Below are 25,337 nucleotides of genomic sequence, written 5' to 3'. Positions count from 1 at the left end.
AATGGAATTAGTATTGAAAGACGCGCAAAGCGCGCTGACTGTTTCCGAAACTACCTTCGGTCGTGATTTCAACGAAGCGCTGGTACACCAGGTTGTTGTTGCTTATGCAGCAGGTGCCCGTCAAGGTACTCGTGCTCAGAAGACCCGTGCTGAAGTAACTGGTTCCGGTAAAAAACCGTGGCGCCAGAAAGGTACCGGCCGTGCGCGTTCAGGTTCTGTAAAGAGCCCGATCTGGCGTTCAGGTGGCGTGACCTTTGCTGCCAAGCCTCAGGACCACAGTCAGAAAGTTAACAAAAAGATGTACCGCGGCGCGCTGAAAAGCATCCTGTCCGAACTGGTACGTCAAGATCGTCTGATCGTTGTCGAGAAGTTCTCTGTTGAAGCACCGAAAACCAAGCTGTTGGCTCAGAAACTGAAAGAGCTGGCTCTGGAAGACGTGCTGATCATCACCGGTGAACTGGATGAGAATCTGTTCCTGGCCGCACGTAACCTGTACAAGGTTGACGTACGCGATGTAGCAGGTATCGACCCAGTTAGCCTGATCGCCTTCGACAAAGTGGTCATGACTGCTGACGCTGTTAAGCAAGTTGAGGAGATGCTGGCATGATTCGTGAAGAACGTCTGCTGAAAGTACTGCGCGCGCCGCACGTTTCTGAAAAAGCGTCTACTGCGATGGAAAAAACCAACACCATCGTTCTCAAAGTTGCAAAAGACGCGACTAAAGCAGAAATCAAAGCAGCAGTGCAGAAACTGTTTGAAGTCGAAGTCAATGTCGTTCGCACCCTGGTTGTTAAAGGGAAAGTGAAACGTCATGGACAGCGTATCGGTCGTCGTAGCGACTGGAAAAAAGCTTACGTCACCCTGAAAGAAGGCCAGAATCTGGACTTCATCGGCGGCGCAGAGTAAGTCGGAGGAGTAAAGAACAATGGCAATTGTTAAATGTAAACCGACATCTCCGGGTCGTCGCCACGTTGTTAAAGTGGTTAACCCTGAGCTGCACAAGGGCAAGCCGTATGCCCCGTTGCTGGAAAAAAACAGCAAAAGCGGTGGCCGTAACAACAATGGCCGCATCACTACCCGTCACATCGGTGGTGGTCACAAACAGCAGTACCGTATTGTTGACTTTAAACGCAACAAAGACGGTATCCCTGCTGTAGTTGAGCGTCTGGAGTACGATCCGAACCGTTCCGCGAACATCGCGCTGGTTCTGTACAAAGATGGCGAACGCCGTTACATCCTGGCACCTAAAGGCCTGAAAGCCGGTGATCAGATTCAGTCTGGTGTTGATGCTGCAATCAAGCCGGGTAACACCCTGCCTATGCGTAACATCCCGGTGGGTTCAACGGTTCATAACGTAGAAATGAAACCAGGTAAAGGCGGCCAGCTGGCTCGCTCAGCCGGTGCCTACGTTCAGATCGTTGCCCGCGACGGTTCTTACGTCACCCTGCGTCTGCGCTCTGGTGAAATGCGTAAAGTTGAAGCTGACTGCCGCGCAACACTGGGTGAAGTCGGTAACGCTGAGCACATGCTGCGCGTTCTGGGTAAAGCTGGTGCTGCTCGCTGGCGTGGTGTTCGTCCTACCGTTCGCGGTACGGCAATGAACCCGGTCGACCACCCGCACGGTGGTGGTGAAGGTCGTAACTTTGGTAAGCACCCGGTATCCCCGTGGGGCATCCAGACCAAAGGTAAGAAGACCCGCAGCAACAAGCGTACTGATAAATTTATCGTACGTCGCCGTAGCAAATAATTTTAGAGGATAAACCATGCCACGTTCTCTCAAGAAAGGTCCATTTATAGACCTGCACTTGCTGAAGAAGGTAGAGAAAGCGGTGGAAAGCGGAGACAAGAAGCCTTTGCGCACTTGGTCCCGTCGTTCAACGATCTTTCCAAACATGATCGGTTTGACCATCGCTGTCCATAATGGTCGTCAGCACGTTCCGGTATTCATCTCTGATGAGATGGTCGGTCACAAGCTGGGTGAGTTCGCACCGACCCGTACTTATCGCGGCCACGCGGCCGATAAAAAGGCTAAAAAGCGCTAAGGTAGGAGGAAGAGATGGAAACTATCGCTAAACATCGCCACGCTCGTTCTTCTGCTCAAAAGGTACGCCTGGTGGCGGACCTGATTCGCGGTAAGAAAGTGTCGCAAGCTCTGGAAATTCTGACCTACACCAACAAGAAAGCTGCTGGTCTGGTTAAAAAAGTACTGGAGTCTGCTATTGCTAACGCAGAACACAACGATGGCGCTGACATTGATGATCTGAAAGTTGCGAAAATCTTCGTTGACGAAGGCCCGAGCATGAAGCGCATTATGCCGCGTGCCAAAGGTCGTGCGGATCGCATCCTGAAGCGTACCAGCCACATCACTGTGGTTGTGTCCGATCGCTGAGACTCTGGAGACTAGCAATGGGTCAGAAAGTACATCCTAATGGTATTCGACTGGGTATTGTCAAACCTTGGAACTCTACCTGGTACGCAAATACCAAAGAATTCGCTGACAACCTGGACAGCGATTTTAAAGTTCGCAAATACCTGACTAAGGAACTGGAGAAAGCCTCCGTTTCCCGTATCGTTATCGAACGTCCGGCTAAGAGCATTCGTGTGACTATTCACACCGCTCGTCCGGGTATCGTTATCGGTAAGAAAGGTGAAGACGTAGAAAAACTGCGTAAAGTCGTCGCGGAAATCGCTGGCGTTCCTGCGCAGATCAACATCGCTGAAGTTCGTAAGCCTGAACTGGACGCAAAACTGGTTGCTGACAGCATCACTTCTCAGCTGGAACGTCGTGTTATGTTCCGTCGTGCTATGAAGCGTGCCGTACAGAATGCCATGCGTCTGGGCGCTAAAGGGATCAAAGTTGAAGTAAGCGGCCGTCTTGGCGGCGCCGAAATCGCACGTACCGAATGGTACCGCGAAGGTCGAGTTCCGTTGCACACACTGCGTGCGGATATCGATTACAACACCTCCGAAGCGCACACCACTTACGGTGTCATCGGTGTGAAAGTGTGGATCTTCAAAGGTGAGATCCTGGGTGGTATGGCTGCCGTTGAGCAAGCAGAAAAACCGTCTGCTCAACCTAAAAAGCAGCAGCGTAAAGGCCGCAAGTAAGGAGAGTCGCTGATGTTACAACCAAAGCGTACAAAATTCCGTAAGGTGCACAAGGGCCGCAACCGTGGTCTGGCTGCCGGTACGGATGTGAGCTTCGGCACTTTCGGTCTGAAAGCTGTTGGCCGTGGTCGCCTGACCGCTCGTCAAATCGAAGCCGCGCGTCGTGCCATGACTCGTGCTGTAAAGCGTCAAGGTAAGATCTGGATCCGTGTATTCCCGGACAAACCGATCACCGAGAAACCGCTGGAAGTGCGTATGGGTAAAGGTAAAGGTAACGTTGAGTATTGGGTTGCCTTGATTCAGCCAGGTAAAGTCCTGTACGAAATGGACGGTGTGCCGGAAGAGTTAGCCCGTGAGGCATTCCAACTGGCAGCAGCGAAACTGCCGATCAAAACCACCTTTGTAACTAAGACGGTGATGTAATGAAAGCAAAAGAGCTGCGTGAAAAGAGCGTTGAAGAGCTGAATACTGAACTGCTTGAACTGCTGCGCGAACAATTCAATCTGCGTATGCAGGCGGCCAGTGGTCAGCTGCAACAAACTCACCTGTTAAAGCAAGTGCGTCGTAATGTCGCACGCGTTAAGACTTTACTGACTGAAAAGGCGGGTGCGTAAAATGACCGATAAAATCCGTACTCTGCAGGGTCGTGTTGTTAGTGACAAAATGCAGAAATCTGCTGTTGTTGCTATCGAACGTTTCGTGAAGCACCCGATTTACGGGAAATTCATTAAACGTACGACTAAGCTGCACGTACATGACGAGAACAACGAATGTGGAATCGGCGACGTGGTGGAAATCCGCGAATGCCGTCCGCTGTCCAAAACTAAATCTTGGACGTTGGTTCGCGTTGTAGAGAAAGCGATTCTGTAATACAGTGAGCGTTCTCTAAAACGATAAACGGCTCAATTCTTTGAGCCGTTTATTTTTTCTACCCATAGTCAGGAAGCAGTGTTATAATGCTGCGCCCTCATTTATGGGGCTTTTTTAACGGCCTATTCTGGGTCCTATAAAGTAGTAGTTGACATTAGCGGAGCACTAACATGATCCAAGAACAGACTATGCTGAACGTGGCCGACAACTCCGGCGCGCGTCGCGTAATGTGTATCAAGGTTCTAGGTGGCTCGCACCGTCGCTACGCAGGCGTCGGCGACATCATCAAGATCACCATCAAGGAAGCAATTCCTCGTGGTAAGGTGAAGAAAGGCGATGTGCTGAAGGCGGTAGTGGTGCGCACCAAGAAGGGTGTTCGTCGCCCTGACGGTTCTGTCGTTCGCTTTGATGGAAATGCTTGCGTTATTTTGAACAATAACAGCGAACAGCCCATCGGTACGCGTATTTTTGGGCCGGTGACTCGTGAACTGCGTTCTGAAAAGTTCATGAAAATTATCTCTCTGGCACCAGAAGTACTGTAAGGAGCGAAACCATGGCAGCGAAAATCCGTCGCGATGACGAAGTTATCGTGCTAACCGGCAAAGATAAAGGTAAGCGCGGTAAAGTAAAAAATGTTCTGTCTTCCAGCAAGATTGTTGTTGAAGGTATCAACCTGGTTAAGAAACATCAGAAGCCGGTTCCGGCCCTGAACCAACCGGGTGGCATCGTTGAAAAAGAAGCTGCAATTCAGGTTTCCAACGTTGCGATCTTCAATGCGGCAACTGGTAAGGCTGACCGTGTAGGCTTTAGATTCGAAGACGGAAAAAAAGTCCGTTTCTTTAAATCTAACAGCGAAACTATCAAGTAATTTGGAGTAGTACGATGGCGAAACTGCATGATTACTACAAAGACGAAGTAGTTAAAAAACTCATGACTGAGTTTAACTACAATTCTGTCATGCAAGTCCCTCGGGTCGAGAAGATCACCCTGAACATGGGTGTTGGTGAAGCGATCGCTGACAAGAAACTGCTGGATAATGCAGCAGCAGATCTGACAGCAATCTCCGGTCAAAAACCGCTGATCACCAAAGCACGCAAATCAGTTGCAGGCTTCAAAATCCGTCAGGGCTATCCGATCGGCTGTAAAGTAACTCTGCGTGGCGAACGCATGTGGGAGTTTCTTGAGCGTCTGATCACCATTGCTGTACCGCGTATCCGTGACTTCCGTGGCCTGTCCGCCAAGTCATTCGATGGTCGTGGTAACTACAGCATGGGTGTGCGTGAGCAGATCATCTTCCCGGAAATCGACTATGACAAAGTCGATCGCGTTCGTGGTTTGGATATTACCATTACCACTACTGCGAAAACCGATGATGAAGGCCGTGCTCTGCTGGCTGCCTTTAACTTCCCGTTCCGCAAGTAAGGTAGGGTTACTAATGGCTAAGCAATCCATGAAAGCACGCGAAGTCAAACGCGTGAAACTAGCTGACAAATTCTTCGCAAAACGTGTTGAACTGAAAGCTATCATCTCTGACGTGAATGCTTCCGACGAAGACCGTTGGAATGCTGTTCTGAAGCTGCAGACTCTGCCGCGTGATTCCAGCCCGTCTCGTCAGCGTAACCGCTGCCGCCAGACTGGTCGTCCGCACGCTTTCCTGCGGAAGTTCGGGTTGAGCCGTATCAAGGTCCGTGAAGCCGCCATGCGCGGTGAAATTCCGGGTCTGAAAAAGGCTAGCTGGTAATTGTCACCAATTGAATCACGGGAGTAAAGACAGATGAGCATGCAAGATCCGATCGCGGATATGCTGACCCGTATCCGTAACGGTCAAGCCGCGAACAAAGTTGCGGTCACCATGCCTTCCTCCAAGCTGAAAGTGGCGATTGCCAACGTGCTGAAGGAAGAAGGTTATATCGAAGATTTCAAAATCGAAGGCGACACCAAGCCTGCTCTTGAACTGGAACTGAAATATTTCCAGGGCAAGGCAGTGGTAGAGAGCATTCAGCGTGTTAGCCGTCCAGGTCTGCGCATCTATAAACGTAAAGATGAGCTGCCAAAAGTGATGGCTGGTTTAGGTATCGCAGTTGTTTCTACCTCTAAAGGTGTTATGACTGATCGTGCAGCTCGCCAGGCTGGTCTTGGTGGCGAGATTATCTGCTACGTAGCTTAATCGGGAGGAAAGAATGTCTCGTGTTGCAAAAGCACCCGTCGTCATTCCTGCCGGCGTAGAGGTTAAACTCAACGGTCAGGATATTTCGATTAAGGGTAAAAACGGCGAGCTGAGTCGTAAGATCCATGATGCCGTAGAAGTTAAACAGGCTGACAATGCACTGACTTTCGCTCCGCGCGAAGGTGTTGCAAACGGCTGGGCCCAGGCTGGGACCACTCGTGCACTGTTGAACAACATGGTTATCGGTGTTACCGAAGGCTTCTCTAAGAAGCTGCAGCTGGTAGGTGTAGGTTATCGTGCCGCCGTAAAAGGCAACGTGGTGAATTTGGCTTTAGGCTTTTCTCACCCTGTTGATCACGAACTGCCTGCAGGCATTAATGCCGAATGTCCGACTCAGACTGAAATCGTGCTGAAAGGCGCTGATAAACAGCTGATTGGTCAGGTTGCTGCAGAACTGCGCGCTTACCGTCGTCCTGAGCCTTATAAAGGCAAGGGTGTCCGTTACGCCGACGAAGTCGTGCGTACCAAAGAGGCTAAGAAGAAGTAAGGTAACACTATGGATAAGAAATCAGCTCGTATCCGTCGTGCGACCCGCGCACGTCGCAAGCTCCAGGAACTGGGTGCGACACGTCTGGTGGTACATCGTACCCCGCGTCATATTTATGCGCAGGTCATCGCACCGAACGGTTCTGAAGTCTTGGTAGCCGCTTCTACTGTAGAAAAAGCTATCGCTGAACAACTGAAGTCCACTGGTAACAAAGATGCTGCGGCTGCTGTGGGTAAAACCATCGCTGAACGCGCTCTTGAAAAGGGCATCAAAGATGTCTCTTTTGACCGTTCCGGGTTCCAATATCATGGTCGTGTCCAGGCACTGGCAGATGCTGCCCGTGAAGCTGGCCTTCAGTTCTAAGGTAGAGGTGTAAGATGGCTCACATCGAGAAACAAGCTGGCGAACTGCAGGAAAAGCTGATCGCGGTAAATCGCGTATCCAAAACTGTTAAAGGCGGTCGTATTTTCTCCTTCACAGCTCTGACTGTAGTTGGTGATGGTAACGGTCGCGTAGGTTTTGGTTACGGTAAAGCGCGTGAAGTTCCGGCAGCAATCCAGAAAGCGATGGAAAAAGCCCGTCGCAATATGATGAATGTCGCGCTGAACAACGGCACTCTGCAGCACCCTGTTAAAGGTGCGCATACAGGGTCTCGCGTGTTCATGCAGCCAGCTTCCGAAGGTACCGGTATTATTGCCGGTGGTGCAATGCGCGCCGTGCTGGAAGTCGCAGGGGTTCATAACGTACTGGCTAAAGCCTATGGTTCCACTAACCCGATTAACGTGGTTCGTGCAACTATCGACGGCTTGGCCAATATGAAGTCCCCGGATATGGTCGCTGCCAAGCGTGGTAAATCCGTTGAAGAAATTCTGGGGTAATTAACCATGGCAAAGACTATTAAGATTACTCAAACCCGTAGTGCAATCGGTCGTCTGCCGAAACATAAGGCAACACTGCTTGGCCTGGGTCTGCGTCGTATTGGTCACACCGTTGAGCGTGAAGACACGCCTGCTGTACGCGGTATGGTCAACGCGGTTTCCTACATGGTTAAAGTGGAGGAGTAAGAGATGCGTTTAAATACTCTGTCTCCGGCCGAAGGTGCTAAACACGCACCGAAGCGTTTAGGTCGTGGTATCGGTTCTGGCCTGGGCAAAACCGGCGGCCGTGGTCACAAAGGTCAGAAGTCTCGTTCTGGCGGTGGCGTACGTCGTGGTTTTGAAGGTGGTCAGATGCCTCTGTACCGTCGTCTGCCGAAGTTCGGCTTCACTTCTCGCAAAGCAATGGTAACAGCTGAGATTCGTCTCTCTGACCTAGCTCGTGTTGAAGGCGATGTTGTCGATCTGAATACGCTGAAAGCCGCAAATGTCATTGGCATCCAGATCGAGTTTGCGAAAGTGATTCTGTCTGGTGAAGTTGCACGCCCAGTAACGATTCGTGGTCTGCGTGTCACTAAAGGTGCTCGTGCTGCTATCGAAGCTGCTGGCGGTAAAATTGAGGAATAAGTAGCAGATGGCTAAGCAACCAGGATTAGATTTTCAAAGTGCTAAAGGCGGGGTTGGCGAGCTGAAACGCAGACTGTTGTTTGTAATCGGTGCGTTGATTGTTTTCCGTATTGGCTCTTTTATTCCCATTCCTGGTATTGATGCCACTGTGCTTGCCAAATTGCTCGAGCAACAGCGTGGCACCATCATTGAAATGTTTAACATGTTCTCTGGTGGTGCCCTCAGTCGTGCTTCTATCTTTGCTCTGGGTATTATGCCGTACATTTCGGCATCAATTATTATCCAGTTGTTGACGGTGGTTCATCCAGCGTTAGCGGAAATAAAGAAAGAAGGGGAGGCTGGGCGACGTAAAATCAGTCAGTATACCCGCTACGGTACACTGGTCTTAGGTATTTTTCAGTCTATCGGTATTGCTACCGGTTTACCGAATATGCCTGGAATGCAAGGGCTGGTCATTAATCCAGGCTTTGCTTTCTATTTTACGGCTGTTGTCAGCCTGGTTACCGGGACGATGTTCCTGATGTGGCTTGGTGAACAGATTACTGAACGAGGTATTGGTAACGGTATCTCAATCATAATCTTCGCTGGTATCGTTGCAGGACTTCCTCCTGCTATCGCGCATACCATCGAGCAAGCTCGGCAAGGCGACCTGCACTTCCTCCTGTTGCTGTTGGTTGCAGTTTTAGTGTTTGCAGTGACGTTCTTTGTTGTGTTTGTAGAGCGTGGTCAACGTCGTATCGTCGTTAACTATGCGAAGCGTCAGCAGGGTCGTCGTGTTTATGCAGCACAGAGTACGCATTTGCCTCTGAAGGTGAATATGGCCGGGGTTATCCCAGCAATTTTCGCTTCCAGTATTATTCTGTTCCCTGCTACGATTGCATCTTGGTTTGGGGGCGGTACCGGTTGGAACTGGCTAACGACGATTTCGATGTTTCTGCAGCCTGGAAAACCGCTTTATGTGCTACTCTATGCGTCTGCAATCATCTTCTTCTGTTTCTTTTATACCGCGTTGGTTTTCAACCCGCGTGAAACAGCAGATAACCTGAAGAAGTCCGGTGCATTCGTGCCAGGAATTCGGCCGGGAGAGCAAACGGCGAAATATATTGATAAAGTGATGACCCGCCTGACTTTGGTCGGTGCGATGTACATTACTTTTATCTGCCTTATCCCGGAGTTCATGCGTGATGCAATGAAAGTGCCGTTCTACTTCGGTGGTACGTCTCTGTTGATTGTTGTTGTCGTGATCATGGACTTTATGGCTCAAGTGCAAACTTTGTTGATGTCTGGTCAATATGAGTCTGCATTGAAGAAAGCAAACCTGAAAGGCTATAACCGCTAATCAAGGCAAGCTTGAGAAGTTACGGAGAGTAAAAATGAAAGTTCGTGCTTCCGTCAAGAAATTATGTCGTAACTGCAAGATCGTTAAACGTAACGGTGTCGTTCGTGTGATTTGCAGCGCCGAGCCGAAGCATAAACAGCGTCAAGGCTGATTTATCTCACATATTTTTCTTGCAAAGTTGGGTTGAGCTGGCTAGATTAGCCAGCCAATCTTTTGTATGTAACTGCAACATTATTTGAGTATCCTGAAAACGGGCTTTTCAGAATGGTGTTGCCGTATAAAATTGTAGGAGTGCATAGTGGCCCGTATAGCAGGCATTAACATTCCTGATCATAAACATACCGTTATCGCATTAACGGCGATCTACGGTGTCGGTAAAACCCGCTCGCAGGCTATCTGCGCAGCTACGGGTATTGCTGAAAATGTTAAGATCAGTGAGCTGTCTGAAGAGCAAATCGAAAAGCTACGTGACGAAGTTGCCAAGTTTGTTGTTGAAGGTGACCTGCGTCGTGAAGTTACCCTGAGCATCAAGCGTCTTATGGACCTTGGAACTTATCGTGGTTTGCGTCATCGTCGTGGTCTGCCGGTTCGCGGTCAGCGTACCAAGACCAACGCCCGTACCCGTAAGGGTCCGCGCAAACCGATCAAGAAATAATCGGGGTGATTGAATAATGGCAAAGGCACCTATTCGTGCACGTAAGCGTGTAAGAAAGCAAGTCTCTGACGGTGTGGCTCATGTCCATGCTTCTTTCAACAACACCATCGTAACTATTACCGATCGTCAGGGTAATGCGCTGGGTTGGGCAACTGCCGGTGGTTCCGGTTTCCGTGGTTCTCGTAAATCTACGCCATTCGCCGCTCAGGTGGCAGCAGAGCGCTGCGCTGAAGCTGTGAAAGAGTACGGTATCAAGAATCTGGAAGTTATGGTTAAAGGACCTGGTCCGGGCCGTGAGTCTACTATCCGCGCATTGAACGCGGCTGGTTTCCGCATCACTAATATTACTGATGTGACTCCGATCCCTCATAACGGTTGTCGTCCGCCGAAAAAGCGCCGCGTATAACGCCGCTTTTAGGATTGTTGGAGAAAGAAAATGGCAAGATATTTGGGTCCTAAGCTCAAGCTGAGCCGTCGTGAAGGCACCGACCTGTTCCTTAAGTCTGGTGTTCGTGCGATCGATTCCAAGTGTAAAATTGAACAAGCTCCTGGTCAGCACGGTGCTCGTAAACCGCGCCTGTCTGACTATGGTGTACAGTTACGTGAAAAACAAAAAGTTCGCCGTACTTACGGTGTTCTGGAACGTCAGTTCCGTAACTATTACAAAGAAGCAGCACGTCTGAAAGGCAATACCGGTGCAAACCTGTTGCAGTTGCTGGAAGGTCGTCTGGACAACGTTGTTTACCGTATGGGCTTCGGCGCTACGCGTGCAGAATCACGCCAGCTGGTTAGCCATAAAGCTATCATGGTAAACGGTCGCGTTGTTAACATCGCTTCTTATCAGGTATCTCCGAATGACGTAGTCAGCATCCGCGAGAAAGCTAAAAAGCAGTCTCGTGTTAAGGCCGCTCTGGAGCTGGCTGAACAGCGTGAAAAGCCAACTTGGCTGGAAGTTGATGCTGCCAAGATGGAAGGTGTGTTCAAACGTAATCCTGAACGTACCGATCTGTCTGCGGACATTAATGAACACCTGATCGTCGAGCTTTACTCCAAGTAAGGCTTAGTACCAAAGAGAGGACACAATGCAGGGTTCTGTGACAGAGTTTCTAAAACCGCGCCTGGTTGATATCGAGCAAGTCAGTTCGACGCACGCCAAGGTGACCCTTGAGCCGTTAGAGCGAGGCTTCGGCCACACTCTCGGTAACGCACTGCGCCGTATTCTGCTTTCATCCATGCCAGGTTGCGCGGTGACCGAGGTTGAGATTGATGGTGTACTGCATGAGTACAGCACCAAAGAAGGCGTACAGGAAGATATCCTGGAAATCCTGCTCAACCTGAAAGGGCTGGCGGTGAGAGTTCAAGGCAAAGATGAAGTTATTCTTACCCTGAATAAATCTGGCATTGGCCCTGTGACTGCAGCCGACATCACCCACGACGGTGATGTCGAAATCGTCAAGCCACAGCACGTAATCTGCCATCTGACCGATGAAAGCGCCTCTATTAATATGCGCATCAAAGTTCAGCGTGGACGTGGTTATGTGCCGGCATCTGCCCGTATTCATACGGAAGAAGATGAGCGCCCGATTGGTCGCCTGTTAGTCGATGCTTGCTACAGCCCGGTAGAGCGTATTGCCTACAATGTTGAAGCAGCTCGTGTTGAACAGCGTACCGACTTGGACAAGCTGGTCATCGAAATGGAAACCAATGGCACGATTGATCCTGAAGAGGCAATCCGCCGTGCGGCTACCATTCTGGCTGAACAACTGGAAGCTTTCGTTGACTTACGTGATGTACGTCAGCCGGAAGTCAAAGAAGAGAAACCAGAATTCGATCCGATCCTGCTGCGCCCTGTTGACGATCTGGAATTGACTGTCCGCTCTGCTAACTGCCTTAAGGCAGAAGCTATCCACTACATCGGTGATCTGGTACAGCGTACTGAAGTTGAGCTACTTAAAACGCCTAACTTGGGTAAAAAATCTCTTACTGAGATTAAAGACGTGCTGGCTTCACGTGGTCTGTCTCTGGGCATGCGCCTGGAAAACTGGCCACCGGCAAGCATTGCTGATGAGTAACCGGATCACAGGTTAAGGTTTTACTGAGAAGGATAAGGTCATGCGCCATCGTAAGAGTGGTCGTCAACTGAACCGTAACAGCAGCCATCGTCAGGCTATGTTCCGTAACATGGCTGGTTCTTTGGTTCGTCATGAGATCATCAAGACGACCCTGCCAAAAGCGAAAGAGCTGCGTCGCGTTGTTGAACCGCTGATTACTCTTGCCAAGACCGACAGCGTTGCTAATCGTCGTCTGGCATTCGCCCGTACTCGTGATAACGAGATCGTGGCAAAACTGTTTAATGAACTGGGCCCGCGTTTCGCGAGCCGTGCTGGTGGTTACACTCGTATTCTGAAGTGTGGCTTCCGTGCAGGTGACAATGCGCCGATGGCTTACATCGAGCTCGTTGATCGCTCAGCTTCTACAGAAGAAGTTGCTACTGCAGAGTAATCTGTCAGGGCATGAAAAACCGGGGAAACCCGGTTTTTTTTCGTCTGTATCTTTTGTCGTCTCCTCTCCGCAATTTGTTTTATGTCATATTCTGTTTATGGTGGGATCCTGATAACCAATTTTCGGAGGCGGTATGTTCATTATCGACGAATGGGCTGAACGTCATATCAGAGAAGCTCAAAAAAAGGGCACATTTGATAATTTGCCCGGTAGCGGGGAACCTCTTCATCTGGACGACACCACGTTTGTGCCCGAAGAGCTGCGAACTGTTTACCATCTGCTCAAAAACGCAGGTTATCTCCCTCCTGAGCTTATGGATCGTAAAGAGGCCATTACCCTGTCTGCCATGATGCAAGAGATCGCACTCGATCATCCTGATTATGAATCGATTTCTAAACGTCTAGTATTACTTGAATTGCGTTTGCAACAAGCAGGTGTAAATACTGAGTTTTTGAGAGGAAGTTATCGTACAGCGATGAGTAACAGAATCGGTCGGATCGAGGGTGATAAATAATCGTTTGAAAGCACTACACGAGACCGAGGTTCGGTATTAGAATCGCGGCGCAGTTATCAGTGACAATGAAATTAACCACTAGGTCAGGAGAGAATGATGTCTAACTATAGGCATACCAAAGGCCAGATAAACGACAATGCAATTGAAGCACTGCTTCATGACCCGTTATTCAGGCAGCGCATAGAGAAAAAAGTGAAGGGGAAGGGAAGCTATCAGAGAAAATGTAAACATAAAAATGCAGGGAAGGGTAACTGGGAGGCCAGTGGTAAAAATAAACGCTTTTTACCACTGGCTTTCTGGTTTTAAAAGGCGATAGCCCTTCCTCTCAAAACTTGGGCTGACTATTCCGACCAGCGAACATCTGGATTATTTGTTCTGCAGTTTAAGCAGATCACGAATTTCGGTTAATAGCGTTTCTTCTGCAGAAGGCTTAGGTGGCGCTGCGGGTTTCTCTTCCTCTTTGCGACGCATCTTGTTCATTAAATTGATGGCAACAAAAATTGCGAGAGCGACGATGATGAAATCAAAAATGTTCTGGATGAATACGCCGTAGTTCATGACTACTGCGGGAATATTGTCATGGGCCTCGCGTAACACCAGATGGAATTGTTTGAAATCTATTCCACCAATTAATAAACCCAGCGGCGGCATGATGATATCGGAAACCAGAGAAGAGACGATCTTGCCAAATGCTGCGCCAATGATGACACCGACGGCTAAATCCACCACGTTCCCGCGCATCGCGAACTCGCGAAACCCTTTAAAGAAACTCATTGTAATTCTCCTAATAAAATAGTCACTTCAATCATTCTAACAAGAGCTGAAGGATTTTCCATTTACGGCCACCTGCAGATTATCCCTGCGAATGTTTACAGGAAGAAGGGGCTCGGTTGGAACAGACGTTCAACGTCAGAAACGTACTTCTTATCTGTTAAGAACATGATGACATGATCGCCTTGCTCTACCTGGCTTTTACCTGTCGCGATAATCACGTTGTCGCCTCGCACTATGGCACCAATCGTCGTACCCGGTGGGAGCTTGATGTTTTCTACTGTGCGGCCAACCACTTTTGAAGTCCCTTCGTCGCCGTGCGCAATCGCCTCGATAGCTTCCGCGGCGCCTCGACGTAAGGAAGAAACGCTGACAATATCAGCTTTGCGAACATGTCCAAGCAATGCGGAAATAGTTGCCTGTTGAGGGGAGATAGCGACATCAATCGCACTGCCCTGTACCAGATCGACATATGCCCGACGCTGGATCAGCACCATTGCTTTTTTGGCCCCCAGCCGTTTGGCGAGCATTGATGACATGATGTTCGCTTCGTCATCATTGGTGATGGCGATGAACACATCCATCTGTTCTACATGCTCTTGCGCCAACAGTTCCTGGTCGGAAGCATCGCCGTGGAAGACAATGGTATTTTGCAGAAGCTCAGCCAGCTCTGCGGCCCTTTGCTCATTCTTTTCAATAAGTTTGACGCTGTAGTCTTTTTCCAACTTGAGCGCCAAACCCGCACCGACATTACCTCCCCCTACGATCATGATGCGTTTGTAGGGTTTTTCCAGCCGCTGCAATTCGCTCATTACCGCGCGAATGTGCTGTGAAGCGGCGACAAAAAAGACTTCGTCACCTGCTTCGATAACCGTGGAGGCTTGTGGCCTGATAGGTCTGTCATGGCGGAAAATGGCTGCGACCTGCGTATCGATATGAGGAATATGTTCGCGCATTGATGAGATGGCGCTTCCCACTAAAGGCCCGCCGTAGTAGGCGTTGACAGCCGCGATGCTGACTTTCCCTTCGGCAAAGTTCACGACCTGAAGCGCACCGGGGTATTCGATAAGCTTGTAAATATTGTCAATCACGAGCTGTTCGGGAGAGATCAGATGATCGATAGGTACGGCGTCGGACTGAAAAAGCTGCTCTGATTCTCGGATATAGTCGGCAGAGCGAATACGGGCAATACGATTGGGCGTATGAAATAGCGAATAGGCTACCTGACATGCCACCATATTGGTTTCATCAGAGCTGGTCACGGCTACCAGCATATCGGCATCTTCCGCGCCCGCTTCACGCAAAATTCGGGATGAGAAGCGTATCCAGTCACTACGCGCAGGTCGAATTTATCCTGCAGCTGACGCAGACGCGTCATATCGGTGTCGACAACCGTAATATCGTTGTTCTCACCCGACAAGTTTTCCGCCAGCGTTCCGCCTACTTGTCCTGCACCAAGAATAATAATTTTCATCGCTTTTTTGCCGTGTAATGTGTTGACCCGGATTGAGACAATGATAAGAAATCGCGTCAGTCTTTGGTCAGCTTCGCATAGAAGAAACCATCGCCACCTTCAGGGGTGGGGATACATTGAATACCTGGTCGTTCGAGATCGCCGGTACCCGTTAGCGTGGCATCGGTATGACGCGTCAGGAATGCCGTTATTTGCTGTTGGTTCTCTTCAGGTAATATTGAACACGTCGCATAGACTAGCGTCCCGCCAGATTTCAGGTGTGGCCAGATAGCATCGAGTATCTCTGATTGCAGCGTGGACAGCTCTTGAATATCGCTATCGCGGCGCAGCCATTTTATATCCTGATGACGACGAATAACCCCAGTTGCTGAACAGGGCGCATCGAGAAGAATGCGATCAAACGTTTGGCCCTCACACCAGTCGGCAGGCTGGCGTCCATCTCCCTGACGTACTGTTGCTTTGAGACGCAGTCGTTCAAGGTTCTCTGTCACACGTTCAAGTCGTTTTGTGTCGACATCGACCGCCATCACCTGAGCCGCTGGCGCAGCTTCAAGTATATGTGTAGTTTTACCACCTGGCGCGGCGCACAAGTCCAGAATGGATTCGCCGTTTTTTGGCGAAAGCCAGCGGACACAACCTTGTGCCGATGCATCCTGAACGGTCACCCAGCCATCGGAAAATCCCGGCAGCGCCGTAACTGCGCTGGGTGCCAACAGACGAACTGCATCCGGATTTTCATCATGGGCAACAGCGTTCAACCCTGCTTCAGACAGCAGCTGAAGGTATTCATCCCGAGTATGATGCAGTCGGTTGACTCGTAGCCACATCGGTGGCTTTTGGTTATTGGCGTCGAGGATGTCTTGCCATTGTGTGGGATAGGCATCCCGAATGCGCTTTAACAACCAGCTGGGGTGTAAATGAGCACTTTCCAAACCCGATGCCTGTTCTACCAGTGAATCCTGCTGACGTTGGAACTGACGTAGGACGCCATTAATCAGCCCCTTCATCTGAGGACGTTTCAGCGCAACAGCGCCGTTCACCGTTTCCGCCAGTGCGGCATGTGCCGGAATGCGGGTAAAAAGCATCTGGTATATCCCGACCATCAACAGATAATGTAACGTCCGCTGCTTGCCCACCATGGGTTTGGCCATCAGTTGCTGGATGTACCACTCTAACTGCGGAAGAACGCGCAAGGTGCCGAAGCACAACTCTTGCAACAGCGCGCGATCTTTGTCGGAGACATTCTTTTGCAGAGCGGGCAAGACCGCGCTGAGAGACTGACCCTGATCCAACACCTGGCCGATGGCTTTGGCTGCAATGCTGCGTAGGTTGTAATTGTTTTTCATAGGCTAAAGCGGATATCGATCGGTGTTATAGGAATAAATCGCCCGGTGATTAGCCACCAGGCGATGGGGATGATTTACAGCTGATTTCCTGGGGTAAACCATTCACGGCGAGAATTTAACAGGTCTTGCGCCGACATAGGTTTTTTGCCCGCCGGTTGTAGCTGCGTGAGATTGATAATCCCGTTCGCGGTGGCCACTTGAATGCCGTGCTTATCGGCCTGCACGATCGTGCCTGGTGCCGCCTCGCTGTCAGTGGCGATGACATTGGCCTGCCACACTTTTACCGGTAGATCGTCGATGGTGAAATAACTGATCGGCCAAGGGTTGAATGCTCGAATACAGCGCTCCAACTGTTCGGCTGAGAGTGACCAGTCGAGCCGGGCTTCCTCTTTACTCAGCTTTTCTGCATAGGTTGCCAGGCTTTCATCCTGAACTTCGGCATGGAACTCAGATGTGGACAGTTTGTCCAACGTAGAAAGCAGCCCCTGTGGCCCTAACTCAGCCAACTTTGCATAGAGTGTGGCGCTGGTATCCTCTGGCAGAATCTGACATTCCACCTTTTTCAGCATCGCTCCGGTATCGAGTCCGGCATCCATTTGCATAATGGTGACGCCCGTGTGGCTGTCGCCTGCCCACAGCGCGCGCTGAATAGGCGCGGCTCCACGCCAGCGCGGCAATAAAGAACCATGGACGTTTATGCAGCCCAACCGCGGCATATCCAGCACTGCTTGCGGCAGGATTAAACCATAAGCCACAACCACCATCACGTCGGCTTCAAATTCGGCCACAAGCTGCTGATGCTCTGCCGGACGCAGCGATTTAGGCTGTCTCACCGGAATGGCATGCTGTTCCGCCAAAACTTTTACCGGGCTCGGAGTGAGTTTGTTTCCTCGCCCTGCAGGACGGTCTGGCTGAGTAAATACGCCGATGACCTCATGTTGAGAGGAAAGCAGCGCCTCGAGGTGCTGCGCTGCGAAATCAGGGGTTCCTGCAAAAATAATCCTTAAAGACACGTGGTTTCCGCCTGATTGATGGTTATGCGCGACTGCTTTGTCTGGCCAGTTTTTCCAGCTTCTGCCGGATGCGTTGACGTTTTAATGTGGACAGATAATCAATGAACAGCTTGCCAACAAGATGGTCCATCTCATGTTGAATACAAATGGCCAGCAGTCCATCGGTTTCGAGCTCGAATGACTCTCCGTCACGGTTTAGAGCACGAATTTTGATACGTTCCGCCCGTGAAACCAGTGCGCGGGTTTCAGGAATGGACAGGCAGCCTTCTTCAATGCCCGTATCTCCGCTTTTTTCAAGCAGTTCCGGGTTGATCAGCACCAGACGTTCGTTACGTTCTTCTGAAACGTCGATCACGATGATGCGCTGGTGGATATCAACCTGTGTCGCGGCCAAGCCAATGCCTTCTTCTTCGTACATCGTGTCGAACATATCGTCCACGATACGTTGAATTTCTGCATCAACTTCTTTGACGGGCTTTGCGATTGTGCGAAGCCGCTCGTCCGGGAAATGTAATACCTGCAAGACTGACATATATTTTTAGATCTGTATCCGAGTGATGAGAGAGTTCTGGTCTCTATTCTAGACATTTCCTGTTCTGATTGACAGTATCCGACATTATTAGCACTGCGGGATGCGGAGCGGAAAATGACGGAGACGGAAGTATGGTTGCGCCTGGCGTCGGTAAGTCGATTGGGGGCAAGGAAAATCGCGCTGCTGGTCAGTCAACTAATGCAGGCCGATGGCATTTCATCCGCATTTCTACAGCATTTAGGGTTGTCGGAATCACAGGTGCAGCAGTTCTATGATTACGAGCCTGCGAAGGTGGCAGCTGTCTTGGGCTGGTTGGAACATCCTTCTCACTCGCTCGTGTTCTTTGGCACGAGCGAATATCCCTTTCTGCTTGGTAATATCAGCTCACCGCCGCCCATGCTGTACGTCATCGGTGATATCAAGCTGTTGGGTTCACCTCAAATAGCGATGGTTGGTAGTCGGAACCATAGTACGTATGGGGAACAGTGGGGGAGGTTCTTCGCTCAGGAGTTTAGTCTGAGTCAGTTGACCATCACCAGCGGACTCGCGATTGGCATTGACGGCATCGCTCATCAGGCGGCGTTGGATACGCGGGGAAAAACGATTGCCGTTCTGGGAAGCGGGTTGAATCACCGGTATCCACGCCGTCATCTGCCTCTCGCAGAGCGCATTATCGAGCAGGGCGGAGCGCTAGTTTCTGAGTTCGAGCTGGATACCAGGCCGCTGCCTATTAATTTTCCGCGCAGAAACCGAATTATCAGCGGGTTGAGCCAAGGCGTGCTGGTGGTCGAAGCATCTCGTCGTAGCGGGTCTCTGGTTACGGCGCGTTATGCCCTTGAACAGAATAGGGAGGTCTTTGCTCTGCCGGGGCCAATTGGTAATGCGATGACGGAAGGGACGCACTGGTTGATTCAGCAAGGGGCGTACCTGGTAACCCATCCGAAAGACATCATTGAGCAGCTTGGGAGCGATCTTCATTGGCTTACAGGGTCGACAGACGGAGATAAGGCAATTATTTGTTCTCAGGAGCGCGAAGTTGAATTGCCATTTGCTGATGTGTTGGCTAACGTAGGAGATGAGGTTACACCTGTTGACGTTGTCGCTGAACGTGCCGGCCAACCTGTGCCAGAGGTAGTCAGTAAATTACTGGACCTGGAGTTAGCAGGATGGATCGCAGCTGTACCCGGCGGCTATGTCCGATTAAGGAGGGCAAGCCATGTTCGACGTACTCATGTACTTGTTTGAAACTTATATTCACAATGAAACTGAAATGCGTGTCGATCAAGATACGTTGACTGATGACCTCACTCGCGCTGGTTTTGATCGCAATGATATTTATAGCGCGTTGGATTGGTTAGAAAAATTAGCGGATATCCAAGAGGGGCAAACGCCTCCATTGGCATTGGCAAGCGATCCTCTGGCATTACGTATTTATACGCCGGAAGAAGATCAGCGATTGGACGTCGACTGTCGCGGTTTTCTTCTGTTTCTCGAACAAATTCAGGTGTTGAGCCTGGAAACCCGTGAGATGGTAATTGATCGGGTGATGGCGCTTGAAACCCAAGAGTTCGATTTGGATGACCTCAAATGGGTTATTCTGATGGTGCTATTTAATGTGCCCGGCTGTGAAAATGCCTATCAGCAAATGGAAGATTTACTTTTTGAAGCCAACGAAGGTTATGTGCAGTAAGCCCCACTCACGGGGAAACAATGGTTAAGCCGACACTTTTCGCTGAGAAAAAACAGCAGTGTCCGGAATGCGGTGCTGATTTGGTTATCCGTTCCGGGCGACATGGCCCTTTTCTGGGCTGTTCCCACTATCCCGAATGTGAATACATCCGCCCGCTCAAGGCGCAAGCGGATGGCCACGTTGTTAAAGAACTCACGGGTCAGCTTTGCCCTGAATGCCAGTCAACGCTGGTATTGCGGCAAGGACGCTATGGCATGTTTATCGGGTGCTCTCACTACCCCGAATGCGGTCATACAGAAACGATCGACAGACCTGATGAAACTGCGCTGACCTGTCCCCAGTGTCAGCAGGGAAAGTTACTGCAACGTAAGTCACGTTATGGAAAAACGTTCCATTCATGTGACCGCTATCCCGAATGCCGTTTTGCCATCAATTATCAGCCGGTAGCAGGTGAATGTGAACTTTGTCACTATCCCCTGTTAATCGAAAAGAAAACGGCGCGCGGCGCAAAGCGGTTTTGCGCCAGCAAGTCATGTGGCAAACCAGTATCCACCGAGACATCTGATAGCGATGAATAACAATATCTCCCTCGAGCAGTGGCCTCCTCTGTTGAAAAAACTAGAGAATCAGCAAGTGATCGCGTATCCGACCGAAGCTGTCTTCGGTCTGGGGTGCGATCCGGATAGCGAGATCGCCGTTCAGCGGCTGCTCGATCTTAAGCGTCGCCCATGGCAGAAGGGGTTGATCCTGATTGCTGCAGACTTTCAACAGTTGGAACCTTATGTAGATGTTTCCGCTCTCTCTGAGGTGCAGCTAAACACGGTCTTTTCCTCTTGGCCGGGACCCGTGACTTGGGTTATGCCGACGAAACCTGGCACGCCTCAATGGCTGACCGGAGAATTTACAACGCTGGCGGTGCGAGTCAGCGATCACCCTCTAGTTATTGAGCTTTGCCGTCGGTTTGGTAAACCAGTGGTTTCCACTAGCGCAAATCTGAGTGGCAAGCCGCCATGCCGTACAGCAAACGAAGTGTTTGAGCAGTTTGGGAAAGACTTTCCTGTGTTGGAAGGTGTGATTGGTGGGCGTCAAAATCCATCAGAGATTCGCGATGCCCTAACGGGCTCCATGGTCCGTCCGGGCTAAAAGGAAATGAGTCATGTCATCTGAAGTCAAAACCTTCGCAGTGTTTGGTAACCCTATCGCGCACAGCAAATCTCCGCAGATCCACACCCTGTTTGCTGACCAGACTGAGATTGTACTGTCGTATGACCGGGTTTTGGCTCCAGTTGAACAGTTTGAGCAGACGCTTCAAGCCTTTTTCCAGAACGGCGCTGGCGCCAATGTGACGACGCCGTTCAAAGAGCGGGCCTGTGTCGTTATGGATGCTCTGAGTGAGCGTGCGAAAGCGGCGGGCGCTGTGAATACCATCAAGAAAATGAATGATGGCACGTTGTATGGCGATAACACTGACGGCATTGGCCTGTTGAGTGATTTAAAGCAGAACAACTTAATCCAGCCAGGTTTCCGTGTGTTGTTGATTGGCGCAGGCGGGGCGGCCAGAGGCGTTATTCAGCCTCTCTTGACCTACGGCTGCGAGGTCACAGTAACGAACCGCACGCAGAGTCGAGCTGAAGCGCTGGTGGAACACTTTCGATATATGGGAAGTATCCGGGCGGTCGTCTTGAATGGATTGAGCGATGAGAGGTTCGACCTTATCGTCAACGCTACATCGTCAGGCATCACCGGCGATATACCTGCATTGCCTGAGTCGCTCGTGAGCCGCGAGGTTCGTTGCTACGACATGTTTTATGCATCTGGCCTGACTCCTTTCCTTGAATGGTGTACCGGATTGGGCGTGGAAAAGTTTGCAGACGGCTTGGGCATGTTAGTGTGGCAGGCGGCGCATGCTTATGAATTGTGGCATGGGGTCCTGCCAGACGCCGCTGCTGTGATTCAACAAATGCAGCGAGAACTTGAGCAGTGAATCAGTCTATTCAATTTCCCGATCGTGAAGAGTGGGACGAGGACATTCAGGCCATCCGCTTCCCCGTACAGATCAATGGATTTCTGCGTGAATGTGTTCTGCGTGCGGAATCCATCCAGCAACGGTTTGGCGGAGCGGATGGTGAACAGTGGCTATCGTTGTTCATCTCGAATCGCTGGGATTTAGAAGAAGAGTTTGAGTGTCTGATCGTGGATGACGTTGAAGATGCCGACGGCCGATTTGTTATTTAGCCGTTAAGGTATTCATCTTTCCAGCGCACATAGTTGCTGGCGGAATGAAGTAGCCCAGCAATTTCCTCAGTAGTTAGCGGTCGTACCTTTCTGGCCGGACTCCCTAAATAAAGATAACCGCTTTCCAGCCGTTTGCCCGGCGCCACTAAACTACCCGCGCCGATCATTACGTCATCCTCGATCACCGCACGATCCAAAATAATGGATCCCATTCCCACCAGAACTCGATGTCCGATCGTACAACCATGCAGCATGACTTTGTGGCCGACGGTGACGTCCTCCCCTATCAATAGGGGATTGCCGCTTTTGTTGTGGGCGGACCGATGGGTGACGTGCAAAACACTGCCGTCCTGAATATTGGTTCGAGCGCCAATAAGGATCGTGTTGACGTCCCCACGAATGACGACCAAAGGCCATACGCTGACATCGTTCGCTAGAGAAACAGCACCGATCACGACGCTGGAGGGATCGATCATGACTCTTTCGCCTACCGTGGGGGTGAGGTTTTTAAAGGGGCGAAGGATCTTCGACATGGTTGATTACCTCATAAATGACGCGCGGATCTTTCAATAAGCCGAATTTGAGTCAGAAAATAGCCGCGGATGCGTAAGATCTCAACGGAAAGATGAAAAAAACAGCTAACGATAAAAAAGATCTAATTAGGGGGTTGTGCAACCCGGAGAGATCCCTATAATGCGCTCCCACTGACACGGCAAAGCGGACAACGCATCGCAGTGACAGTCGGAGAAAAACGAAAAAAGTCGTTGACTCTGAATGAGGTAAGCGTAATATACGCGGCCTCACGTTAGTCGCCTCGGCGGCAACGAAACGCTCTTTAACAATTTAATCAGACAATCTGTGTGGGCACTCACAAGACACTATCGCAACTAGATACGAAAAAGTCTTGAAGAGTGAACAACAGTTAATTCATTACGAATGAACAGTAAATTCTTTGAGCATCGCTATTAACTTAGCAAATCAAGCTTTTAATTGAAGAGTTTGATCATGGCTCAGATTGAACGCTGGCGGCAGGCCTAACACATGCAAGTCGAGCGGCAGCGGAAAGTAGCTTGCTACTTTGCCGGCGAGCGGCGGACGGGTGAGTAATGTCTGGGGATCTGCCCGATGGAGGGGGATAACTACTGGAAACGGTAGCTAATACCGCATAACGTCGCAAGACCAAAGTGGGGGACCTTCGGGCCTCACACCATCGGATGAACCCAGATGGGATTAGCTAGTAGGCGGGGTAAAGGCCCACCTAGGCGACGATCTCTAGCTGGTCTGAGAGGATGACCAGCCACACTGGAACTGAGACACGGTCCAGACTCCTACGGGAGGCAGCAGTGGGGAATATTGCACAATGGGGGAAACCCTGATGCAGCCATGCCGCGTGTATGAAGAAGGCCTTCGGGTTGTAAAGTACTTTCAGCGGGGAGGAAGGGAGTAAGGTTAATAGCCTTATTCATTGACGTTACCCGCAGAAGAAGCACCGGCTAACTCCGTGCCAGCAGCCGCGGTAATACGGAGGGTGCAAGCGTTAATCGGAATGACTGGGCGTAAAGCGCACGCAGGCGGTTTGTTAAGTCAGATGTGAAATCCCCGAGCTTAACTTGGGAACTGCATTTGAAACTGGCAAGCTAGAGTCTTGTAGAGGGGGTAGAATTCCAGGTGTAGCGGTGAAATGCGTAGAGATCTGGAGGAATACCGGTGGCGAAGGCGGCCCCCTGGACAAAGACTGACGCTCAGGTGCGAAAGCGTGGGGAGCAAACAGGATTAGATACCCTGGTAGTCCACGCTGTAAACGATGTCGACTTGGAGGTTGCGGTCTTGAACTGTGGCTTCCGGAGCTAACGCGTTAAGTCGACCGCCTGGGGAGTACGGCCGCAAGGTTAAAACTCAAATGAATTGACGGGGGCCCGCACAAGCGGTGGAGCATGTGGTTTAATTCGATGCAACGCGAAGAACCTTACCTACTCTTGACATCCAGAGAATTTAGCAGAGATGCTTTAGTGCCTTCGGGAACTCTGAGACAGGTGCTGCATGGCTGTCGTCAGCTCGTGTTGTGAAATGTTGGGTTAAGTCCCGCAACGAGCGCAACCCTTATCCTTTGTTGCCAGCACATAATGGTGGGAACTCAAAGGAGACTGCCGGTGATAAACCGGAGGAAGGTGGGGATGACGTCAAGTCATCATGGCCCTTACGAGTAGGGCTACACACGTGCTACAATGGCGCATACAAAGAGAAGCGAACTTGCGAGAGTAAGCGGACCTCATAAAGTGCGTCGTAGTCCGGATTGGAGTCTGCAACTCGACTCCATGAAGTCGGAATCGCTAGTAATCGTAGATCAGAATGCTACGGTGAATACGTTCCCGGGCCTTGTACACACCGCCCGTCACACCATGGGAGTGGGTTGCAAAAGAAGTAGGTAGCTTAACCTTCGGGAGGGCGCTTACCACTTTGTGATTCATGACTGGGGTGAAGTCGTAACAAGGTAACCGTAGGGGAACCTGCGGTTGGATCACCTCCTTACCAAAGTGAAGTGCTAGTGAAGTGCTCACACAGATTGTCTGATGAAAGAAGAACGAGCAGAAATACCTTTATAGGCTTGTAGCTCAGGTGGTTAGAGCGCACCCCTGATAAGGGTGAGGTCGGTGGTTCAAGTCCACTCAGGCCTACCAATTCCTTCCCATGCTGCGTTGTCGCCCCACTCGTTTACTTGAGTAAACGTCGTGAGACTCCGCCTTGCCTGAAAAAGAATTGGTCGACTCATCATGAGATGGGTTGACAGAGGTATAACTGATTTGGGGCTATAGCTCAGCTGGGAGAGCGCCTGCTTTGCACGCAGGAGGTCTGCGGTTCGATCCCGCATAGCTCCACCATACAAAGACTTCAGAGCGTATTGGCAACAGTATGCTGTGAAGTATTTTGCTCTTTAACAATCTGGAACAAGCTGAAATTTGAAACGATGCAGCTGAACATATCTCTCCGTGCAGTACTGAGATGTGATTTGGTTGTATCAGAGTCTCTCAAATAATCGCAGCGCGAAGTGTTTTACGAAACACCTTCGGGTTG

General features: G+C 50.5%; 39 protein-coding genes, 2 tRNA genes, 1 rRNA gene and 1 pseudogene. 37 read left to right on the top strand and 6 right to left on the bottom strand.

The window, feature by feature from the left end:
* The first annotated feature begins 1 nt into the window (after window position 1).
* The 28 genes from rplD (at window position 2) to CKQ53_RS03430 (ending at window position 13,510) form a co-directional block, all read left to right on the top strand.
* Window positions 2-607, top strand: a complete 606-nt coding sequence (rplD, locus tag CKQ53_RS03565; RefSeq protein ID WP_026741340.1) for a 50S ribosomal protein L4 — start codon at window positions 2-4, stop codon at window positions 605-607.
* Window positions 604-906, top strand: a complete 303-nt coding sequence (rplW, locus tag CKQ53_RS03560; protein WP_085653243.1) for a 50S ribosomal protein L23 — start codon at window positions 604-606, stop codon at window positions 904-906. Before rplD ends, rplW begins: the two co-directional genes overlap by 4 nt.
* 19 nt (window positions 907-925) lie before the next feature.
* Window positions 926-1,747: a 50S ribosomal protein L2 gene (rplB, locus tag CKQ53_RS03555; protein ID WP_026741342.1), complete on the top strand. Its 822-nt coding sequence runs from the start codon at window positions 926-928 to the stop codon at window positions 1,745-1,747.
* A 16-nt stretch (window positions 1,748-1,763) separates the two neighbouring features.
* Window positions 1,764-2,042 carry a 30S ribosomal protein S19 gene (rpsS, locus tag CKQ53_RS03550; protein ID WP_021013347.1) on the top strand — a complete coding sequence of 93 codons (279 nt, stop codon included), beginning with the start codon at window positions 1,764-1,766 and terminating at the stop codon, window positions 2,040-2,042.
* A gap of 14 nt (window positions 2,043-2,056) precedes the next feature.
* Window positions 2,057-2,389: a 50S ribosomal protein L22 gene (rplV, locus tag CKQ53_RS03545; RefSeq protein ID WP_026741343.1), complete on the top strand. Its 333-nt coding sequence runs from the start codon at window positions 2,057-2,059 to the stop codon at window positions 2,387-2,389.
* Between the two features lie 17 nt (window positions 2,390-2,406).
* A complete protein-coding gene (gene rpsC / locus CKQ53_RS03540) occupies window positions 2,407-3,108 on the top strand; it encodes a 30S ribosomal protein S3 (protein ID WP_026741344.1) in 702 nt (233 codons plus the stop codon).
* Window positions 3,109-3,120: 12 nt separating this feature from the next.
* Window positions 3,121-3,531, top strand: a complete 411-nt coding sequence (gene rplP, locus CKQ53_RS03535; RefSeq protein ID WP_026741345.1) for a 50S ribosomal protein L16 — start codon at window positions 3,121-3,123, stop codon at window positions 3,529-3,531.
* Window positions 3,531-3,722: a 50S ribosomal protein L29 gene (rpmC, locus tag CKQ53_RS03530; RefSeq protein WP_026741346.1), complete on the top strand. Its 192-nt coding sequence runs from the start codon at window positions 3,531-3,533 to the stop codon at window positions 3,720-3,722. The genes rplP and rpmC overlap by 1 nt, the downstream gene beginning before the upstream one ends.
* 1 nt (window position 3,723) lies before the next feature.
* A complete protein-coding gene (gene rpsQ, locus CKQ53_RS03525) occupies window positions 3,724-3,978 on the top strand; it encodes a 30S ribosomal protein S17 (protein WP_012768107.1) in 255 nt (84 codons plus the stop codon).
* 170 nt (window positions 3,979-4,148) lie between these two features.
* On the top strand, window positions 4,149-4,520 hold the full coding sequence (gene rplN, locus CKQ53_RS03520; RefSeq protein ID WP_026741347.1) for a 50S ribosomal protein L14: 372 nt from the start codon (window positions 4,149-4,151) through the stop codon (window positions 4,518-4,520).
* 11 nt (window positions 4,521-4,531) lie between these two features.
* Complete coding sequence (gene rplX / locus CKQ53_RS03515; RefSeq protein ID WP_026741348.1) at window positions 4,532-4,846, top strand: 50S ribosomal protein L24; 315 nt, start codon at window positions 4,532-4,534, stop codon at window positions 4,844-4,846.
* Window positions 4,847-4,860: 14 nt separating this feature from the next.
* A complete protein-coding gene (rplE, locus tag CKQ53_RS03510; RefSeq protein ID WP_026741349.1) occupies window positions 4,861-5,400 on the top strand; it encodes a 50S ribosomal protein L5 in 540 nt (179 codons plus the stop codon).
* Between the two features lie 13 nt (window positions 5,401-5,413).
* The gene (gene rpsN / locus CKQ53_RS03505) at window positions 5,414-5,719 is read left to right on the top strand and encodes a 30S ribosomal protein S14 (protein WP_026741350.1); all 306 of its coding nucleotides are present in this window, start codon (window positions 5,414-5,416) and stop codon (window positions 5,717-5,719) included.
* Window positions 5,720-5,752: 33 nt separating this feature from the next.
* Window positions 5,753-6,145 (top strand): 30S ribosomal protein S8, encoded by a 393-nt coding sequence (gene rpsH, locus CKQ53_RS03500; protein WP_026741351.1) that lies wholly within the window; start codon window positions 5,753-5,755, stop codon window positions 6,143-6,145.
* A 13-nt stretch (window positions 6,146-6,158) separates the two neighbouring features.
* Window positions 6,159-6,692 carry a 50S ribosomal protein L6 gene (gene rplF, locus CKQ53_RS03495; RefSeq protein WP_085653244.1) on the top strand — a complete coding sequence of 178 codons (534 nt, stop codon included), beginning with the start codon at window positions 6,159-6,161 and terminating at the stop codon, window positions 6,690-6,692.
* A 9-nt stretch (window positions 6,693-6,701) separates the two neighbouring features.
* Window positions 6,702-7,055, top strand: coding sequence for a 50S ribosomal protein L18 (gene rplR, locus CKQ53_RS03490; RefSeq protein ID WP_026741353.1), 354 nt, complete (start codon window positions 6,702-6,704; stop codon window positions 7,053-7,055).
* A gap of 14 nt (window positions 7,056-7,069) precedes the next feature.
* On the top strand, window positions 7,070-7,570 hold the full coding sequence (gene rpsE, locus CKQ53_RS03485; protein WP_026741354.1) for a 30S ribosomal protein S5: 501 nt from the start codon (window positions 7,070-7,072) through the stop codon (window positions 7,568-7,570).
* 6 nt (window positions 7,571-7,576) lie between these two features.
* Window positions 7,577-7,756, top strand: coding sequence for a 50S ribosomal protein L30 (gene rpmD / locus CKQ53_RS03480; RefSeq protein WP_004846568.1), 180 nt, complete (start codon window positions 7,577-7,579; stop codon window positions 7,754-7,756).
* 3 nt (window positions 7,757-7,759) lie between these two features.
* Entirely contained in the window at window positions 7,760-8,194 is a 435-nt protein-coding gene (gene rplO, locus CKQ53_RS03475) for a 50S ribosomal protein L15 (protein WP_026741355.1), read from the top strand.
* A gap of 7 nt (window positions 8,195-8,201) precedes the next feature.
* Window positions 8,202-9,533 carry a preprotein translocase subunit SecY gene (gene secY / locus CKQ53_RS03470; RefSeq protein WP_085653246.1) on the top strand — a complete coding sequence of 444 codons (1,332 nt, stop codon included), beginning with the start codon at window positions 8,202-8,204 and terminating at the stop codon, window positions 9,531-9,533.
* A gap of 34 nt (window positions 9,534-9,567) precedes the next feature.
* Window positions 9,568-9,684: a 50S ribosomal protein L36 gene (rpmJ, locus tag CKQ53_RS03465; RefSeq protein ID WP_002227352.1), complete on the top strand. Its 117-nt coding sequence runs from the start codon at window positions 9,568-9,570 to the stop codon at window positions 9,682-9,684.
* 147 nt (window positions 9,685-9,831) lie between these two features.
* Window positions 9,832-10,188, top strand: a complete 357-nt coding sequence (gene rpsM / locus CKQ53_RS03460) for a 30S ribosomal protein S13 (protein ID WP_026741357.1) — start codon at window positions 9,832-9,834, stop codon at window positions 10,186-10,188.
* A gap of 16 nt (window positions 10,189-10,204) precedes the next feature.
* On the top strand, window positions 10,205-10,594 hold the full coding sequence (rpsK, locus tag CKQ53_RS03455) for a 30S ribosomal protein S11 (protein WP_002438687.1): 390 nt from the start codon (window positions 10,205-10,207) through the stop codon (window positions 10,592-10,594).
* Window positions 10,595-10,624: 30 nt separating this feature from the next.
* Window positions 10,625-11,245 (top strand): 30S ribosomal protein S4, encoded by a 621-nt coding sequence (gene rpsD / locus CKQ53_RS03450; protein WP_026744173.1) that lies wholly within the window; start codon window positions 10,625-10,627, stop codon window positions 11,243-11,245.
* Window positions 11,246-11,270: 25 nt separating this feature from the next.
* Entirely contained in the window at window positions 11,271-12,260 is a 990-nt protein-coding gene (locus tag CKQ53_RS03445; RefSeq protein ID WP_026741359.1) for a DNA-directed RNA polymerase subunit alpha, read from the top strand.
* Between the two features lie 40 nt (window positions 12,261-12,300).
* The gene (rplQ, locus tag CKQ53_RS03440) at window positions 12,301-12,690 is read left to right on the top strand and encodes a 50S ribosomal protein L17 (protein WP_026741360.1); all 390 of its coding nucleotides are present in this window, start codon (window positions 12,301-12,303) and stop codon (window positions 12,688-12,690) included.
* Window positions 12,691-12,823: 133 nt separating this feature from the next.
* A complete protein-coding gene (locus CKQ53_RS03435) occupies window positions 12,824-13,204 on the top strand; it encodes a DnaJ family domain-containing protein (protein ID WP_094118864.1) in 381 nt (126 codons plus the stop codon).
* 96 nt (window positions 13,205-13,300) lie between these two features.
* The gene (locus CKQ53_RS03430) at window positions 13,301-13,510 is read left to right on the top strand and encodes an alternative ribosome-rescue factor A (protein ID WP_094118865.1); all 210 of its coding nucleotides are present in this window, start codon (window positions 13,301-13,303) and stop codon (window positions 13,508-13,510) included.
* Between the two features lie 60 nt (window positions 13,511-13,570).
* Here the strand turns inward: CKQ53_RS03430 and mscL are convergent, their stop codons facing one another.
* The 5 genes and pseudogenes from mscL to def form a co-directional block, all read right to left on the bottom strand.
* On the bottom strand, window positions 13,571-13,978 hold the full coding sequence (gene mscL, locus CKQ53_RS03425) for a large-conductance mechanosensitive channel protein MscL (RefSeq protein ID WP_094118866.1): 408 nt from the start codon (window positions 13,976-13,978) through the stop codon (window positions 13,571-13,573).
* Between the two features lie 95 nt (window positions 13,979-14,073).
* Window positions 14,074-15,482 (bottom strand): annotated as a pseudogene (gene trkA / locus CKQ53_RS03420) (Trk system potassium transporter TrkA).
* Between the two features lie 23 nt (window positions 15,483-15,505).
* Window positions 15,506-16,795, bottom strand: a complete 1,290-nt coding sequence (gene rsmB, locus CKQ53_RS03415) for a 16S rRNA (cytosine(967)-C(5))-methyltransferase RsmB (RefSeq protein WP_094118867.1) — start codon at window positions 16,793-16,795, stop codon at window positions 15,506-15,508.
* Window positions 16,796-16,869: 74 nt separating this feature from the next.
* Window positions 16,870-17,808, bottom strand: coding sequence for a methionyl-tRNA formyltransferase (gene fmt / locus CKQ53_RS03410; protein WP_094118868.1), 939 nt, complete (start codon window positions 17,806-17,808; stop codon window positions 16,870-16,872).
* Window positions 17,809-17,830: 22 nt separating this feature from the next.
* On the bottom strand, window positions 17,831-18,340 hold the full coding sequence (def, locus tag CKQ53_RS03405; RefSeq protein ID WP_094118869.1) for a peptide deformylase: 510 nt from the start codon (window positions 18,338-18,340) through the stop codon (window positions 17,831-17,833).
* Window positions 18,341-18,454: 114 nt separating this feature from the next.
* Here def and dprA point away from each other — a divergent pair, with 114 nt between their 5' ends.
* From dprA to CKQ53_RS03375, 6 genes are read left to right on the top strand one after another with little or no spacing between them, the layout of a single operon-like run.
* Window positions 18,455-19,585 (top strand): DNA-protecting protein DprA, encoded by a 1,131-nt coding sequence (gene dprA / locus CKQ53_RS03400; RefSeq protein ID WP_094118870.1) that lies wholly within the window; start codon window positions 18,455-18,457, stop codon window positions 19,583-19,585.
* A complete protein-coding gene (smg, locus tag CKQ53_RS03395) occupies window positions 19,557-20,030 on the top strand; it encodes a DUF494 family protein Smg (protein WP_085653260.1) in 474 nt (157 codons plus the stop codon). Before dprA ends, smg begins: the two co-directional genes overlap by 29 nt.
* Window positions 20,031-20,050: 20 nt before the next feature.
* Entirely contained in the window at window positions 20,051-20,608 is a 558-nt protein-coding gene (locus CKQ53_RS03390; protein ID WP_085653262.1) for a DNA topoisomerase family protein, read from the top strand.
* Window positions 20,601-21,173, top strand: a complete 573-nt coding sequence (gene tsaC, locus CKQ53_RS03385) for an L-threonylcarbamoyladenylate synthase type 1 TsaC (protein WP_085653263.1) — start codon at window positions 20,601-20,603, stop codon at window positions 21,171-21,173. The genes CKQ53_RS03390 and tsaC overlap by 8 nt, the downstream gene beginning before the upstream one ends.
* Window positions 21,174-21,186: 13 nt before the next feature.
* On the top strand, window positions 21,187-22,014 hold the full coding sequence (aroE, locus tag CKQ53_RS03380) for a shikimate dehydrogenase (protein ID WP_085653265.1): 828 nt from the start codon (window positions 21,187-21,189) through the stop codon (window positions 22,012-22,014).
* The gene (locus CKQ53_RS03375) at window positions 22,011-22,265 is read left to right on the top strand and encodes a DUF1488 family protein (RefSeq protein ID WP_085653266.1); all 255 of its coding nucleotides are present in this window, start codon (window positions 22,011-22,013) and stop codon (window positions 22,263-22,265) included. The genes aroE and CKQ53_RS03375 overlap by 4 nt, the downstream gene beginning before the upstream one ends.
* On the opposite strand, the gene CKQ53_RS03370 is transcribed toward CKQ53_RS03375, so the two are convergent.
* Complete coding sequence (locus tag CKQ53_RS03370) at window positions 22,262-22,798, bottom strand: gamma carbonic anhydrase family protein (protein WP_085653268.1); 537 nt, start codon at window positions 22,796-22,798, stop codon at window positions 22,262-22,264. The genes CKQ53_RS03375 and CKQ53_RS03370 overlap by 4 nt on opposite strands.
* 454 nt (window positions 22,799-23,252) lie before the next feature.
* Here CKQ53_RS03370 and CKQ53_RS03365 point away from each other — a divergent pair.
* The 3 genes from CKQ53_RS03365 to CKQ53_RS03355 all read left to right on the top strand — a co-directional run bounded on the left by CKQ53_RS03365 (window position 23,253) and on the right by CKQ53_RS03355 (window position 25,144).
* Window positions 23,253-24,794: ribosomal RNA gene (locus CKQ53_RS03365) — 16S ribosomal RNA — on the top strand.
* Window positions 24,795-24,866: 72 nt separating this feature from the next.
* A tRNA-Ile gene (locus CKQ53_RS03360) sits at window positions 24,867-24,943 on the top strand.
* Between the two features lie 125 nt (window positions 24,944-25,068).
* A tRNA-Ala gene (locus CKQ53_RS03355) sits at window positions 25,069-25,144 on the top strand.
* The last annotated feature ends 193 nt before the right edge of the window (window positions 25,145-25,337 follow it).

The organism is Lonsdalea britannica (assembly GCF_003515985.1).
In the GTDB taxonomy this organism is placed as follows: Bacteria; Pseudomonadota; Gammaproteobacteria; order Enterobacterales; family Enterobacteriaceae; genus Lonsdalea; species Lonsdalea britannica.
Note: the sequence above shows the minus strand (reverse complement) of the source record. Positions and strands in the feature narration are given on the sequence as shown.